Here is a 14312-nt window from a genome sequence, read left to right as displayed (position 1 = left end):
TTATTCCTGTTTGTTTTCATCAGAAAATAGCGTAGCTTCTTGCGTATTCTCCTGCTGTGTTTCTTGTTTTGGCTCGTCAATTTTTTTAGCTATTTCAGGTTTAATATAAAATCCTTTTTCGGCTAGAAATTCTTTTAAAAAAATATCAAATCTATTAGCAAATTCTTCTTTATTTTTTTCTATAGTTTCAGCCACAGCTTTGTTTCCAAATTGGATATTTTTACAAAAGTAAGAAACTTTTTTCTTTTTAGCTCTTGTGCTTGTGATCGTGGCGTGTTCTATAACCTCTTTTTCGCTCATTTCCCCATTTACAAAGGCATTAAACAATTTGAGCTGAAGGGGTTTTGTCTTATTTGAAAGAGTAATAAGGAGTTTTACGCTAAGTTTTGGCTCTTGTTGTGTGTCTATATATTTTTGTATGTCTGGGTGTAGTTTTATAAGCCCAGAGATCTGAGATATATATGGGATAGAAATCCCAAGCTTTTCGTTTATATCTTTAAGATAATAATGTTCTAGCAGGTTATTAAACACGCGAGCCATTTCCATAGGAGATAAATTCTCTCTCACAAGGTTTTCACTTACATTTTTAATTAAAAAATCCTTATCTATGTTTGCAACCCCATTTAAAGAGATGGGTATTGCCTTAATTTTAGTTTCTCCTAAAAGAATATGAGCCAACACTCTCCTGTGCCCATAAAGCACTTGCGCTTCGTGTCCTATACTATATATAGCGATAGGCTGTAACAAGCCATTTGCCTTAATGCTCGTTGCAAGCTCTTTGATTGAAGGATCTCGCTCAATAATTTCCCTTGTCTCTTTAGAGAAAAACCCATTTTCATATCCAACTCTCATTTGTTGCTGGTTAGGAATTAAATTTTTTATCTCCACCTCTATAATTTCGCCATTGTGCTTTAAGTGTGAGAGATCTGGCGTATCTTTATCATACACTCTTTCCCCTTCATTTCTTTTAGGAACAGGGATTTGTAATGTTGAGCTTCTTAAATCAATACCTTTTCTCTCATCTTTCCCTAAAAGATTTTCTAATCCACTCACATCTTTACTCTTTTGTTGTTTCTTGTTGTTGTGGTTGCTTGATTTTGCTCCGCCTAAAAGCTTCTCTAGCTCGCTTGTGCCCTTATTTTTGTTGTCGCCATTCATCTAATACGCCCTTTCTTTTTTATAAAAAACAAAATAAAGCGTATTCTAAAGAAAAAAACTTAATCACAAACTTAAACAATGCTTTCAAATATGAAATATAGCGACAGGAAAACAACCTTTCCACATATTGCTGGGAAAGTAATCCCCAGACCCCACAACTTGCGGGGAGACCCCGCACCCCCCCCTAAAAATATGCTTTTATTTTTTTGAACCCACTAAAATAACCACCCTCCCTAGCCGCCGCTCACCTCTATTCCATTTCCACCTCACTTGGTCGCACTTGTGGTGCTTTTCCATAGCGTGAGTCTTCTTTTTTTCTTTGGTGTTTTTGGCAAGCTAAAGCTTGTGTGTGGCGTGTGCCAAGGATACACCAAAAACCAAAAAAAAAGGGTGAAAGCGGAATTTAGCTAAGAATTACAGCTGTTTGCTTATTCTTTGACAGCTAAAAACCATTAGAGAAAAAATCTTTGATTTTATATAATTATAGTAGAGATTGCACTAGAGAGTTACACCTCTCTAGTTTGCGACCTACTTTAAGCAAAGGAGGTCGGTATGGTTAAGATTTGCCAAAAAAAATCTTAGTTGCCATTATATTGCTATGTTTTATAGTAGTCAAGTGTTGCTAAGATTTATTCAAGCCTAGCTCATTTTGCTAAGGTGAGCTAGGTAATCTTAACCACTCTCTACTTAGCATTTAAAAAAAATACAAGGAGTTAAAAATGTCTGACAAAAAGATTTCTAAGAAAAAGGCTAAAAAATTAGAGGCTATTAGTGCGAGTAAAAAAGAATATCCAGAAGCTGAAGGCGCACTTGAGTTTTTCTTGGGCTGGGTAGCAATGCCTGCTCTTGCACTTATTGGCATGTTCTGCGCTGTGCCTTTAATTTTAGCCTTTTTTCAAATTTTCATCATCCAAAGAATGGAACATTCTGACTTGAGTTACTTTGAATACCTGCTTGGTGTTATACAAGGCTTGTTTTGAAAATATCACTCAAATTCGGTGAAATAATAGAAATTCACGCACAACAACTACAAAACTCTTAGAAATGGCGAATTGCACTATTAATAGCCTAAAGCAAGATTTGCAGGTGGATGATGAGGGGCAAAGCTAAGATTCTGCTATCAAAGAAAGACAAAAAAACCTTGCTATTCTTTTTTTTTGATAGCCTTTCTTGTTGGAAACAAGAAATGAGTCGTGATTTAGAGCGAATTGCTGGATATAGGCATAATGCTGATGATTTGAAAATGCCTATGAAAATCTATACAATACGCCTAAATTAATCTAACAACACAAAGGAGTGAGAATGGCAGGAATAGATTTGAATGAGTATAACCCAGCCATACAGGAATACAAGGGTTACAGATACTTTTTGATTGAACATAAGTATTGGACTTGCGGTTATATTATAATAGACTTGGATTTATTTACAAAGTTAGAGCTAAGATATTGTAAAAATGTCACTTCAAATGAATATGGCTATATATCTTGGGTATCTGACCCTAAATTAGACAAGCCTGTAGAGACTCAAAAGGAAAATGAAATATTCTTTGGGATAGGCGACAAGCGTTTTGAGGAATTTGGATATGGAGTGATTCCTGATAGACGAGAAACAGAATCAATTATTAAAGAATGGATTGATTGGATTGTGAAAGAATGTAAAGAGACAGAACAAGGAGCGATTCTCCAAGAGCCAATAAACAAAGAAGCTTATCAAACAAGCGGTTATCCACTTGAAAACACTTTATAATGTGCCTACAATACACTCATACAAAAAGGCACAAGGAGAAAGAATATGAAGCTAGAAAACATCAAATTTAGAATATGGAACAATAAAAATAAAGCTTACACGCCAAATATTCTATTGCACCACATAGAAAATGGTGTGCAATATGGCAACGATTATCAAGGCGTTTTAACTGATTGTATTCAAAATGGCACAGGAAAAGAGCTTTTGCAATTAGCCAAGATTCATAATCTAGATATAGCCCTTGAGCCATACACAGGTATTAAAGATAAGAATAATAAGAAAATATATCACGGCGATATTGTAGAAATTTTTGATGATAACTTTAAAACAAGTTTTACAGCAGTCGTATTATTCTTAGAGAAATATAATGAAATTAGATTCGTAAGGCTTACACCTCCTTGTTGTGGTCTTTCTTATAAAAAGCATTTAGCGGACAAGAGAATATATATCGTAGATAATATTCACTCGGAATCCAATGAAAAAATGACAGCCTCTATGCTCTGTCGTGAAAATTTTATATATAACCTAAAAAACAATGAAAAACTAAAAAAAGCTATTGAAGCAAATAAGAATATTGAGCTGCTCTAAATAACCATTTGAGTTAGGGTTTCAAATCCCCTATAATACGCCCATACAAAGATTAAAAGGAGTGAAACAGATGCCAAATCTTGAGCAGGTAATCAAAGATAAAATCTATATCAACGAAAAAGGTTTAAAAGCTCTTACCAAAGAGTTTCCTGCACTTCTCTTTTTGCAGGAAGATTTTGCCTATGGCAACAAAGAGCTTTATCTTGAGTTTTTGCACGAAGATTTTCATAGCTTAGACACTAGTCAAATAGAAAATAAGTTTGACTTTGTTGATAATGTTGAGGAGACATTTGAGCTTTTAAATGATGAGATCTCTGTATTTGTGAAAGAATACTGCGACAACACAGAATATAGCGAACTTAGTATTGTAGGTATGAGTTTAGTTAAGGTGTTAGAGAATCCTATAAAAGCAAAGAAAAAACTTCTTGTAGCATTTTGCGAGCATACTATAGAGAAAGCTTTAGACTTCACATTTGAAACCGAGCACCTTGTTGTTGAAGAAAGCCAAAACACGCTTATTAAGTATGGACTACAAGAAATAGAGACAAAAGTTTCTTGGAAGCATTTTTCATTTCAAGGAGCAGCTAATGCTATCTCACGACACATTCTTATCCGATTGAGTGGAGATGATGAGTATGAGTATCTAAAAAAGAATACAAGGAGTGATTTTCTACGCCTCGGAAATGCTATTGTGACTTTTAGTTATATAGACAACAAACCTTCACTTGTGGGATTAACTGAAAGTTTTGTGGAAAAGTATTTGGCATAAGACTATCAAAAGAGAGAAATTTCAGCCTATCTCAACAACAATATCTCATTTGAAATAGGGTTTCAAATTCTCTATGATGCGAGCATACAAAGATTAAAGGAGCGTAGAAATGGATAAACATGATAAAATTCATGAGGCTATACATTATGTTTTCTTGATTGTAGTGTTGATAATTGGATGGATAAAAATCCCCATTTATGTTTATAATGAGTTCAAAGAAATAAAGACATGGACAGATAATTGGGAAAAGAAAAGGCTAGATGAAAGTTGTGATAATTTGATAGATGAAATTTGTAACAAGGAGCGTGAAAAATGAGTGATGAACCAATGGGAATAAAGCGTAGAATATTATTGGGAGTGTTGTTTATCCCATTTTTCTTTATTTTTTTGTATGGAAGCTTAATTCTTAAATTTATAGCTAGTTTCTGTTATAAGAATCAGGTTAATATGGATATATTGATTTTTGTAATAAGGAATGAAAGCTTGCTAAGTTTTTTGGGTGGTATTGGCATTCTATTTTTGGTTGGATTCTTATTTGCTTCTTATTATTGCAAATTATATCGTCAATTTTTAGTCTGGTTAATTCTTTTGCTGATATTTTTTGCTGGTTGTTTTTCTATGTGCGAAATCCCTGAAGAAGATGGACTGAAAGGTGAAGAACTGATTTCATCGATAATGGAAAAATCAGAGAAAGAAGGGTGTTCTTTGCGAATTAAGAGTTTATTTATTCCAAAGGAATGAGCCTATTAGACTATAAACAAGAAGCCTTTCAAGTTAGCCGAGATTGCTCGGCTTTAGTTAAAGTGGGTGTAATTCACTTGATAGCCATATCTCATTTGAAATAAGGGCGCTAATCCCCTATAATACGCCCATACAAAAATTAAAGGAGAAAAAAATGGAAACGCTAAAACAAATAGTCCTAGGTGTTGTTGTCGCACTTATTGGAGTTGCGGTGATATGGAATCTTACAGGATTATACTTGATCCATACAAAGAATATGACAGACATTAGTGGTGGTGGCTTCACTTTTATCGTGCCACAGGGCAAAACAAGAATCTATTGTAATGGTAGCCCCATTGCAACATTAGACACAGACAGTATAAATGGTATGAGTATTGGCGAGACGGAGTATAAGGCATTCTTTGCAGATAAAAGTATGCAGACTTATGTTTGTGAGTAGTGATTAAAGACAAAGGAGTAGAAAATGAAACCTGAATATGATGAAGATCTAATTGGATTTCTAGTTGTTTTCTGGTGCATTATTTTTCCAATTGGTGTTTTTGGGATGGCACTTCTTACTTTTTGGAGTTATCAAGATGTAAAAGATTGGGCAGATAGGCAGAGAGAAAAAACACAAATAGAAAGAAGCAAAGAACACAAAGAAACAAAAAACATTACACAAGGAGTAGCAAATGATAATGGCAGTAGCAAATGAAAAAGGTGGTAGCGGCAAAACTACCATAGCAGTAAATCTAGCCTGCGCATTAGCAAACATAGCGTGTTAATTGCGTAAGCTAGAAAGAAATATGAAAAAAAAGGAGATTAAAAATGAAAATTAGTAGGACAGGTTTTTATGTTTGTGTGTTTTTAGTTTTATCGTTTTATGCAGCAGGTTTTGTTTATGCGAGTATGTTTGCGTATTCTTATGAAAATGATGTAAATGTAGATTTTGTAGTTTTCACAATAGAATATTATTACATTATTCTCATTGTTATTATGTTATTGCCTATGATATGTGCGATGTTTATTGGAGTATTAAAAAGCCCTTATTGGACTTATGAACAGGAAGAAGGAATTTTTGCACTTGCTATATTTGGAGGTATTTTTTATGTTATGTTTATGACAATATTCTTCTTTTTCCACGCAATAGACAATGATGGCTATATAACAAACAAGCAAAGAGACATCATTATAGATTTGATAAGGCAAGAAAAAATTAGTAAGCGGAGTGTTAAAGCAAGCTCTAATATAGAGATAGATAAAAACGCATATATAGGACGCAAGCCTTTGGAGCTAGCAGTTTGTTTCCAAAAGGGATTTCATAGCCCTATTTGTGCTAAATTATTTGAGAATTTTCTTGTAAGAGAAAAAGAGGAAGTTAGGCGCGAAAAAGAAAGTGAAGCTCTTGCAAGAAAAAACAAACAAGAAGCTATTGAGAATTACAATAGGATTCTTGAAAAAGTGAAGTGAGACAGGACAAGTGTATGTATATGTCTGATATAGGTATCTCCTTTTCAGAACAGAACGCTATTTTAGCATCTTTGCGGATAAGGAGATTGGACTTCAATTATTGCAAGGGCAAAGGCAGAAGAGGAAATAAAGTAGTGCTTGATGAAACCTTAAAGCAATCACTTCTTAAGATTCTAAGAACACGAACTAGCGTGTTAGCGTTTAGCAAGTTAAAAACGGGCTGTGATAAGCTGTGTGATTATTTTGAAATAGAACAAAACAAGATACCAAAAAACTGCAATTTTAGGGGTAACTTCAGTGCTAGAGTGCATAAAGCTCAAAAAAACATACCAGCGGATTCTGTATTCTTGTTTAGGCTTGTTGATGATTTGCAAATCAGAAGCAATTTGTATAGGGCTGTGAAAAAGGCACAAATAGAGTTGCCTTTTATACAAAGAGGCTTACGCAAATGGTATTATATAAGTCCTGAGTATTGGAAACAGAATAAAGCGACTATTTGCTCTAAAATAGAAAATGTAAGCACAAGCACTGAAAACAAAGAACACTTGTTGTATTTTTACGGAAAATGCAATAAGGCATTTGAAAAGTGAAAAAGCATATTTAGATTTTGTTTTGCTATCAAAAGAGAAGTTCATTCTAAAATCTCATTTGAAAACACCCCTGTAACTCCATATAATGCGGGCATACAAAAGCATAAGGAGTAACGAAATGGGAACACGATGTGTAATAGGAACAAAGGTAGAAAACAATCAAGTCAATTACATATACTGCCACTTTGATGGTTATCCAGAAGGTGTAGGAGCTAAACTTAACACAGAGCATTGGAAAACACAAAGACACATTAACTGGATGATGGATGCAGGGGACTTGATTGCATTGTATCCTACCTTTCAAGAATCTAAATTCTATTTAAAAGATAAGGACTCAAGAAAGAACATAAACGACCCTGAAAACTACAAAGCAAGGTTAATCACGCAGGAGCAATGGGATAATGATGCCTTTGCATTCTGCAATATTGAGTGGGCTTATTTGTTTGATCCTAAAACTAAAGAATGGACTTGTAAGCAAGTGCAGTAAGGAGTGTCAAATGAAAAAAGAAAAAGTCTATGCGATTAGAAACATTACTGAAGAAGGCAATGTATTTTTTCTATCACAAAGCAGAAACCACAAAGGCTTAAAGCATATTAAGGAAGCCTTTAGGCGGCTTAATAATGGTGTAGAACAAGTTGAGCTAGGCACAATGGAAGTGAGAAATGGCTCTAGGATTGAGGATTCTTTCACGAGCATCAAAAAGCTTGAAAAAGAAGTGTGAGTGAAGCGTGATCTTCTCATTTGAAACTCGCCCTGAAAGACCCTATAATACACGCATACAACAACACGAAGGAGTGCAAATGAGTTACTTCACAGATGTGAAAGCTAAGGTTAAGAGCATTGCTAAAAGGTCAATAACAGATAATGATGACATATATACTTGGGAATATATCCATAATGTTGGCGGATTAGATATTTTCATTGAGATGCAAGTAAAGAATAAATGTTATGATGTCGTGCTGCGTGAAGTGAGATATTCTACTTTAGAAATAACTGAAAAAGATGAGATAAGGGCAGGTATAGGAAAGAAGTTCAAGCGATTTGAGTATAGGGATTTAGATTCTATGGTAGAGAAAGTAGCTAGCCTTATTTGTGCTAACGAGTTTCTATAATCAGCCAACAAAAAAAAGGAGTGTAAAATGAAAATCAATTTGGGAGAAAGCCTACAAGCATTTGCAACAGCCAATGAGGCATTCAGCAAAAAAATTAACCAAGGTGTTAATACTGAGATTCCTGTAATATATCAAGTATATGCTGATAATGCTCACTTTAACAGAACCATCAGTTTTGACGGCGTATTTGAAGTGCAAACTTTGTTTGAGACAAGCTCAAATAACTGTATTGTTGGCAACTTTTGGTTATGCCAACTATGCTATGGCATTTCAAATAATGGTGGCTTATTCCCAGATCACGATATGCTTCTTGCTAAATATGATTTTGTCGTAGAGCACGAAGAAGGCAAAGAAAAAGAGGCTTTTGCAAATGCTTGGCAAGTGGTAGAAGAATTTGTTGGTGCTTTGAGGGTTGAACATAGGGACTTGGATCCGCTTCTATAATTAATCAAAAAAAAAGGAGTGCAAAATGAAGGTTGAATTAGGCGAAAAACTCAAAAAAAATAGCCGAGGCAAATATGCTTGGCAAGTGGTAGAAGCCTTTGTGGAGGCTTTGAGTGAGTAAAATGCAACAAACTTGCACCTATGCCCTAAAAGTGCAAGATGTGTGCGGTTGCTTTGAATTTTTAGGTAGCAGAGATAGTGGAGAGAAGCTACATAGCAGAATTGTAGAGTTATTAGGCTCACAAGAAAATAAGGATATGAAACTTGAATTAGATTTTAATGGTGTATGTGGGGTAGCCCACGCCTTTGCAGATGAAGTTTTTGGGCTGTTGTTTGCAAGATTTGGCGTAGAATACATTAAGACACGCATTGTTTTAAGTAATGCCAATGATACCATTAAAAGTATGATTAATTTTGCTATCAAAGAAAGAATAAAAAAAGCAAGAGACACAAACGGAATATAACAATATAACCGCTTTGTGTGTTTCTCTTTTTGACAGCACACACTATTTGAAACACAAGCCGCATTCCCTTATAATACGGGCATAAATTAACGCAAAGGGGCTAAAATGAGCGATGAAATAAGCTTGGGAGATATTGATACCTATGATTTGGTTTTTGAGCTAAAAAACAGGATATACAGCAATCCTTCTATTATTGAGGACTTGCAAGATTCTTTAGGTGTTGAAAATCCAAGTAAAACATTAGACACGCTCAAAAGGCTTCATACTTGGAACAACCAAGAGACAGCTAAATCCACCTTTGAAGCAATGGAGTTTTCAAAGAGTTTGAAAGAGTGGATTCTGCGAACATACGCACAGTGAAAAAAGGAGAATATATGCCAAACAAGCACGAACCCTTTTTTACCTTTAAAGGAAAAAAGAATGATGAGTGTTTTACTCCACGCTACGCTATAGAACCTTTATTAAAATATATTAAACCAAACAGCACTATATGGTGTCCCTTTGATAAGTCCTATTCTAATTATGTCAAAGTTTTTACAGAAGCAGGACATAAGGTATTAGCAAGCCATATAGATGATGGGCAAAACTTCTTTTCATATGAGCCAAGTGTAGATTATGATTATATAATCAGTAATCCGCCTTTTTCTCGTAAAAGAGAAGTCTTGCAAAGGCTAAAAGCTCTTAATAAGCCTTATGCTATTTTATTGCCTATTAGCCTTTTGAATGATAATTACAACGAAGTATTAGACAACCAAACAGAATTTATGATTTTTGATAAGCGTATAGAGTTTTTATATCATCAGCAAGAAAACGCAAAAAAAGGGCTTATAAACTTCAAGAGCGTGTATTTTTGCAAAAGTTTTTTAGGCGGAGCTAATGTGTTTGAAAAGATATATAAAAGAGAGGAAAACTTCAGCCTAGAAGCAGAATGGGATTTGCAGAAGCTATTAGAAAGAGAAGGGAGATTGTTTTAGCTCATAGGCTATCAAAGAAGAAAAAGCTTTTTTGTGTGGCTTTTCTCATTTGAAAACACCCATTAAATCCCCTATAATACGCCCATACAAAAATTAAAGGAGAAAACAATGGACTCACTAATTATCAAGAAAGAAGACATCGGACATGTCAAGTTTTACCCTGAAGATGATGGGTATGAAACAATTAAGGAGTTACCAAATGCTGAGGTGTTTTACGAATACACTGAAAATGAGTATGTGGTGTTCTACACCTTCAACAAACACAAGGCTAAACACTATAAGCCAAGAAAAGGAGCTTGATAATGGGTGTATATGCTCAAGCATTTTATTTTAACGACAAAAAGTCCCTAAAACAATTTGTTAGGGACTGCAAGAGCGGTTTTATTAAGTTTGAGGAAAGAAGAGAAGCATTAGGTGTAGTTGGATTTCTTCACCAGACATTTGGCTATCAAATGAAAAAAATGCTAATAAATGCGGACTACAATATCCCGGATCCAAACGGACTTCAAGTAATTCTTAGAGAAAGAGATCTAGATGATTTGGTTCCATTTGATAGGTATTGTGAGGACGATTTAAAGTTTCTTAGAGAAGGATTTAAAGAGTTCAATGCTAAATTTGTTTATCTAGCGTAAGGAGAGCACAGGATTTAGCTCAATACATTGTAAAAAAAACCAAAAAAAGCCATTAAAGCAAACAAGAAATTGAGCCGCTTTAAATAACCATTTGAAAACATCTTTTAGTTTCCATACAATACGCCTATACAAACATTAAAGGGAGCACAAAATGGATAAATACATTAAAAGCCTAAAAATAGATGAGGCTAAAAAGGAAAGAGAAGACAAACTTAGTGTGAAATTGCATGGAGGCGAATCTCTCTGGTTTAACGCTTTGTATGGCAGCTCTGTTTCAAAACAAGAAGCGAGGCTTGAACGATACAAGAAATTTCGTGAAATCATAAAAAAATATTCTATCCAAAAGGACACTGTTTATATTGATATTTTATTAAACACAATATTTGATACCACAAAAGCAATGATTTCCAAAAGGCGAGGTTATAATGATGATGATTTTTTACATATCTATTATGAGATTCTTTACCAATACATTGAAGAAAACAAAGATATTGTATTGGGGATGCTTAAGGCTAATGAAGAATTTTTTGATATTCTCCAAAAAGAACATAGTCTATTAAACTTTGAAAGAAGGTTAAAAGATTTAAAGGACTGTCCATTATTCTTTGATATTTGGCAGTTAGCTTATGGTGGATTGTTGTCTTTTGGTGTAAAAAGAGAAAATGGTGAGATTTCATCTTATTGGGTCGAGGTATCTATGGAAAAAGCACATTTCCATAAAGATGAAAATAGGATATGTTTTAACAGAAGCGGGGCAAAAGGTGAAACTTTGTTTTATAAGACATATAAAAGACGGGAAGGTGCAATCAAAAAGATTAGCGAGATACTAAAAGCTAATAGGATGCTCAATGTTGAAAAAGATTGGAAACAAAAAATGAGTTCTAAATTGAAGGAAATTGCTGGATACAAAGATAACGCTGATGGTGTAGATGTATGAAAGCACAGGATTTAGCTCAATATATTATCAATCACTCAAGTAAAGGCATTTCAAACCTTGAACTTCAAAAGATTATGTATTTTGTGGTGTTGAAACACTACAAAGACACAGGAGAATATCTCTTAGATAAAGACTTTGAAGCTTGGCAGTTTGGAGCGATTGTTTATGATGTATATTTGTTTTACAGAGACTATGGAGCAAATAGCATAGATAGGACAAATGAAAACATAGAGATAGAGGATTCTATTAAGCAAAGAGTGGATTTTGTGTTATCTAAACTATCAAACTACAATTATTGGGAGTGGGTGGGTATGCTTCACGCAAAAAGCGGAGCTTGGGATATAACATATTCTAAAAAGAAAAAAGGCGTAATACCACGAGAGCTGATAAAGAAAGAAAGCTTCACATTATCGCTATAGCTTTTCTTAGCTCAAAAATCTCATTGGAAAATCATAGCCGAAAAGCCTATAATACGCTCATACAAAGATTAAAGGAGTGCAAATGTTAAACACATACAAAAAACAAGTTCAGTCCAAAATTAAAGAGGTTGTTAATGATACAATCCAAGCTCAAAACAAAGAGCACATTTTTATCCACAATGTAGGCGGTATAGATCTCTACATATTCATTGATACGCACTCAAAAATATACGATTTGGTGTTGTTTAGTGTAGAATATGATGATTTAGCAGATTCTACAAAAGAACATAATCAGTTTATGCTCTCCAGCAGAGAAGAAATAGGCAGAGAAAGCTATGCTGATGAAAAAGAGCTTATCCAAAGAATCACTGATCTTATCTGCGAAGAACTCGCTAATCTCTTTATGTAGGCGTATTTGAAAATTATAACCAAAAAGCCTATAATACACGCATAAAAACAAAAGGAGCAGAAATGGAAAGCAAAAATGTTGTTTATGGCGAAGTGGCAAGAAGGCTTTTTGATGAGGCTTTGGGCTATATGGAGAGACGAATGGGCTGGGAGTTTGATGATGAAATTGCCAAAGCGTTAGAGAACTTCTTTGCTGAATGCGGTTTGCCTTTGGATAATGGTTTGGCTTATATTACAAACAATATCTATGTAGGCGGAAGCTATGGCTTTTTAGAAGAGTTAGAAGAAAGCGAAGCTAAACGCATTAAAGGGTCTGATAAGGAAGAGTTTGTTTATTGGAATGCTAAAACAGGTTGCTTTATTGAGAGGCTTTACTAAAAAGGAGTAAAATGGGAAACCGATGTGTCATTACAAACAAAGAAAAAACAAGAGCGATTTACCAACATTGGAATGGTGGAAGAGATTCTATTGAGCCCTTACTCAATGTCGCAAGGGATTTAGGCAAAGGCTTTGATGGGCTTGTGGAAGTATCAGCTAAGGTTTTTGATGGTGAAGAGATAGAGTATGGAGAAGCAGATAAAGATAACTATGACAATGGAGTCTATGTGATAGATGATGAGTTTAACATTGTGGAAAGGGAATTTTTAAGAGGGAGTGAGCAAAAACATTACAACCCTTTGCGTATGGAGATTTTCATAAGGCTTACTTATGAGCTAGGAGCTATGAAAGAGAAAGAGATTGAAAAGATAATGTCGCTAGTAGATAGCCTTGCGTTAAACACTCTAAAAGGAGAGTAAGATGACAGAAAAAGCACAGAACAAAGAAAGAGTGTTAAAAATCTTTTTAACGCTTATGGCTGTAATTGCAATGCTCCTTGCCTGTGGAGTATTAGTTCTTAAGATTATTGCTAAATTCTCTTATGAGGACAACACAAACATAGAATTTGTGTTGTTTATGATAGAGTATAACAGCTTACTAAATCGTGTTACTTATGGCGGACTATCTCTTGTGTTGTTACTTATCTTTTTTGAGCTGAGAGAGGATATTACCAAAGGTGTCGGTACATTATTTGTATTAGCTCTAATTCTTGTGATAATAGTTATTGTTGGAAATTTTGTCATAGATCTCAATAAAGCGTATGGAGGGGGTGCAAGAATAGAATTGTTGAAAGCTAGTGAAAGAAAGGTGCTCCAAGATATAGTGTTTCAAAACAATCTCCCAATAGGATATATTGATGATGCTCCCGATGAGCTAAGAATTTGTTTTGACAAAGAATTTAAGGGGGAAATCTGTAAGATATTGTTTGACAGGCTTCTTACAAAGAAAAAAAACAAAGACAAAGAGAAAGAAGCCTTGCAATCTCTTGAAGAAAGAAAAGCAGAAGCGCTTACGGAGAACTATAATAGGCTAAAACAAACAAACTAGTATTCTAACAAAGGAGAAATGCTCTTTGCAACTTCTTCTTTGACAGCAAAATCTCATTTGAAACAAACCCCGAATCTCCCTATAATACGCACATACAAACCAACGCAAAGGATCAAAATGAAAGTATTGAGCCAAGAAACAATCAGCCTTGTAAAACAAATCCAACAAGGACTTCAACGAGTAGTGAATGCTAAGTTGGAAGTATTGATGAGCGAAGTAAGAAGCATTGATAGAAAATTCCAACGCAGAGAAGCTAAGTGGAGACAAACTCAATCTAAGGAGTTTTTGGCAAACTTCAACACACTTAAAGTTTCTGATTTTATGTGGGCGGCAAGATGTGCTGGAGTAAATGTGCCACAAAAATATTTGAATGAAGTTAGAGAGAGCATTGAAAGCGGAGTATTTAAGGTAAAATTTAGTGGCGGACAAGGATACCAAGCCGCATTGTTCTAAGA

The 14312-nt window shown here is 34.7% G+C and carries 28 protein-coding genes; 27 read left to right on the top strand and 1 reads right to left on the bottom strand.

Annotated features, from left to right (window positions below; all coding sequences use genetic code 11):
* Nucleotides 1-1158 carry a ParB/RepB/Spo0J family partition protein gene (locus LS74_RS01345; RefSeq protein WP_034587306.1) on the bottom strand — a complete coding sequence of 386 codons (1158 nt, stop codon included), beginning with the start codon at nt 1156-1158 and terminating at the stop codon, nt 1-3.
* 719 nt (nt 1159-1877) lie between these two features.
* Between LS74_RS01345 and LS74_RS01340 the strand changes: the two genes are divergently transcribed.
* The 27 genes from LS74_RS01340 (at nt 1878) to LS74_RS01210 (ending at nt 14310) form a co-directional block, all read left to right on the top strand.
* Entirely contained in the window at nt 1878-2138 is a 261-nt protein-coding gene (locus LS74_RS01340; RefSeq protein WP_034587305.1) for a hypothetical protein, read from the top strand.
* A gap of 322 nt (nt 2139-2460) precedes the next feature.
* A complete protein-coding gene (locus LS74_RS01335) occupies nt 2461-2904 on the top strand; it encodes a hypothetical protein (protein WP_052086414.1) in 444 nt (147 codons plus the stop codon).
* A gap of 45 nt (nt 2905-2949) precedes the next feature.
* On the top strand, nt 2950-3492 hold the full coding sequence (locus tag LS74_RS01330) for a YopX family protein (RefSeq protein WP_034587303.1): 543 nt from the start codon (nt 2950-2952) through the stop codon (nt 3490-3492).
* Nucleotides 3493-3562: 70 nt separating this feature from the next.
* Complete coding sequence (locus tag LS74_RS01325; RefSeq protein ID WP_034587302.1) at nt 3563-4261, top strand: hypothetical protein; 699 nt, start codon at nt 3563-3565, stop codon at nt 4259-4261.
* 109 nt (nt 4262-4370) lie between these two features.
* Nucleotides 4371-4577: a hypothetical protein gene (locus LS74_RS01320; RefSeq protein WP_034587300.1), complete on the top strand. Its 207-nt coding sequence runs from the start codon at nt 4371-4373 to the stop codon at nt 4575-4577.
* Complete coding sequence (locus LS74_RS01315) at nt 4574-5002, top strand: hypothetical protein (protein ID WP_034587297.1); 429 nt, start codon at nt 4574-4576, stop codon at nt 5000-5002. Before LS74_RS01320 ends, LS74_RS01315 begins: the two co-directional genes overlap by 4 nt.
* A 154-nt stretch (nt 5003-5156) precedes the next feature.
* Nucleotides 5157-5441, top strand: a complete 285-nt coding sequence (locus LS74_RS01310; RefSeq protein ID WP_034589737.1) for a hypothetical protein — start codon at nt 5157-5159, stop codon at nt 5439-5441.
* 24 nt (nt 5442-5465) lie between these two features.
* A complete protein-coding gene (locus LS74_RS01305; protein ID WP_138128689.1) occupies nt 5466-5696 on the top strand; it encodes a hypothetical protein in 231 nt (76 codons plus the stop codon).
* On the top strand, nt 5674-5766 hold the full coding sequence (locus LS74_RS01300) for a ParA family protein (protein ID WP_084584388.1): 93 nt from the start codon (nt 5674-5676) through the stop codon (nt 5764-5766). The genes LS74_RS01305 and LS74_RS01300 overlap by 23 nt, the downstream gene beginning before the upstream one ends.
* A 76-nt stretch (nt 5767-5842) precedes the next feature.
* Nucleotides 5843-6451 (top strand): hypothetical protein, encoded by a 609-nt coding sequence (locus LS74_RS01295; protein ID WP_138128687.1) that lies wholly within the window; start codon nt 5843-5845, stop codon nt 6449-6451.
* Between the two features lie 86 nt (nt 6452-6537).
* Entirely contained in the window at nt 6538-7041 is a 504-nt protein-coding gene (locus LS74_RS01290) for a hypothetical protein (RefSeq protein WP_034587983.1), read from the top strand.
* A 118-nt stretch (nt 7042-7159) separates the two neighbouring features.
* Nucleotides 7160-7528 (top strand): hypothetical protein, encoded by a 369-nt coding sequence (locus LS74_RS01285; protein ID WP_034587984.1) that lies wholly within the window; start codon nt 7160-7162, stop codon nt 7526-7528.
* Between the two features lie 10 nt (nt 7529-7538).
* Nucleotides 7539-7763 carry a hypothetical protein gene (locus tag LS74_RS01280; protein WP_034587985.1) on the top strand — a complete coding sequence of 75 codons (225 nt, stop codon included), beginning with the start codon at nt 7539-7541 and terminating at the stop codon, nt 7761-7763.
* 79 nt (nt 7764-7842) lie between these two features.
* Nucleotides 7843-8154: a hypothetical protein gene (locus LS74_RS01275; protein WP_034587987.1), complete on the top strand. Its 312-nt coding sequence runs from the start codon at nt 7843-7845 to the stop codon at nt 8152-8154.
* A 27-nt stretch (nt 8155-8181) separates the two neighbouring features.
* Nucleotides 8182-8598 carry a hypothetical protein gene (locus LS74_RS01270; RefSeq protein ID WP_034587988.1) on the top strand — a complete coding sequence of 139 codons (417 nt, stop codon included), beginning with the start codon at nt 8182-8184 and terminating at the stop codon, nt 8596-8598.
* Nucleotides 8599-8720: 122 nt separating this feature from the next.
* Nucleotides 8721-9062: an STAS-like domain-containing protein gene (locus LS74_RS01265; protein ID WP_034587991.1), complete on the top strand. Its 342-nt coding sequence runs from the start codon at nt 8721-8723 to the stop codon at nt 9060-9062.
* Between the two features lie 105 nt (nt 9063-9167).
* Entirely contained in the window at nt 9168-9422 is a 255-nt protein-coding gene (locus tag LS74_RS01260; protein ID WP_034587993.1) for a hypothetical protein, read from the top strand.
* A 14-nt stretch (nt 9423-9436) separates the two neighbouring features.
* A complete protein-coding gene (locus LS74_RS01255; protein ID WP_052086453.1) occupies nt 9437-10036 on the top strand; it encodes a hypothetical protein in 600 nt (199 codons plus the stop codon).
* A 108-nt stretch (nt 10037-10144) separates the two neighbouring features.
* On the top strand, nt 10145-10336 hold the full coding sequence (locus LS74_RS01250; RefSeq protein ID WP_034587994.1) for a hypothetical protein: 192 nt from the start codon (nt 10145-10147) through the stop codon (nt 10334-10336).
* A 2-nt stretch (nt 10337-10338) separates the two neighbouring features.
* Complete coding sequence (locus tag LS74_RS01245) at nt 10339-10668, top strand: hypothetical protein (RefSeq protein WP_034587997.1); 330 nt, start codon at nt 10339-10341, stop codon at nt 10666-10668.
* A gap of 151 nt (nt 10669-10819) precedes the next feature.
* Complete coding sequence (locus LS74_RS01240) at nt 10820-11605, top strand: hypothetical protein (protein ID WP_034588000.1); 786 nt, start codon at nt 10820-10822, stop codon at nt 11603-11605.
* Complete coding sequence (locus LS74_RS01235) at nt 11602-12024, top strand: Panacea domain-containing protein (protein ID WP_034588002.1); 423 nt, start codon at nt 11602-11604, stop codon at nt 12022-12024. The genes LS74_RS01240 and LS74_RS01235 overlap by 4 nt, the downstream gene beginning before the upstream one ends.
* 82 nt (nt 12025-12106) lie before the next feature.
* Complete coding sequence (locus LS74_RS01230) at nt 12107-12433, top strand: hypothetical protein (protein WP_034588004.1); 327 nt, start codon at nt 12107-12109, stop codon at nt 12431-12433.
* 62 nt (nt 12434-12495) lie between these two features.
* On the top strand, nt 12496-12810 hold the full coding sequence (locus LS74_RS01225) for a hypothetical protein (protein ID WP_034588007.1): 315 nt from the start codon (nt 12496-12498) through the stop codon (nt 12808-12810).
* Between the two features lie 11 nt (nt 12811-12821).
* Nucleotides 12822-13229, top strand: coding sequence for a hypothetical protein (locus tag LS74_RS01220; RefSeq protein WP_034588010.1), 408 nt, complete (start codon nt 12822-12824; stop codon nt 13227-13229).
* A 1-nt stretch (nt 13230) separates the two neighbouring features.
* On the top strand, nt 13231-13857 hold the full coding sequence (locus LS74_RS01215; RefSeq protein WP_034588013.1) for a hypothetical protein: 627 nt from the start codon (nt 13231-13233) through the stop codon (nt 13855-13857).
* Between the two features lie 117 nt (nt 13858-13974).
* Nucleotides 13975-14310, top strand: coding sequence for a hypothetical protein (locus tag LS74_RS01210; RefSeq protein ID WP_052086455.1), 336 nt, complete (start codon nt 13975-13977; stop codon nt 14308-14310).
* The last annotated feature ends 2 nt before the right edge of the window (nt 14311-14312 follow it).

It is taken from the genome of Helicobacter magdeburgensis (assembly GCF_000765825.2).
In the GTDB taxonomy this organism is placed as follows: domain Bacteria; phylum Campylobacterota; class Campylobacteria; order Campylobacterales; family Helicobacteraceae; genus Helicobacter_C; species Helicobacter_C magdeburgensis.
This window is presented reverse-complemented; position numbering and strand designations above follow the sequence as displayed.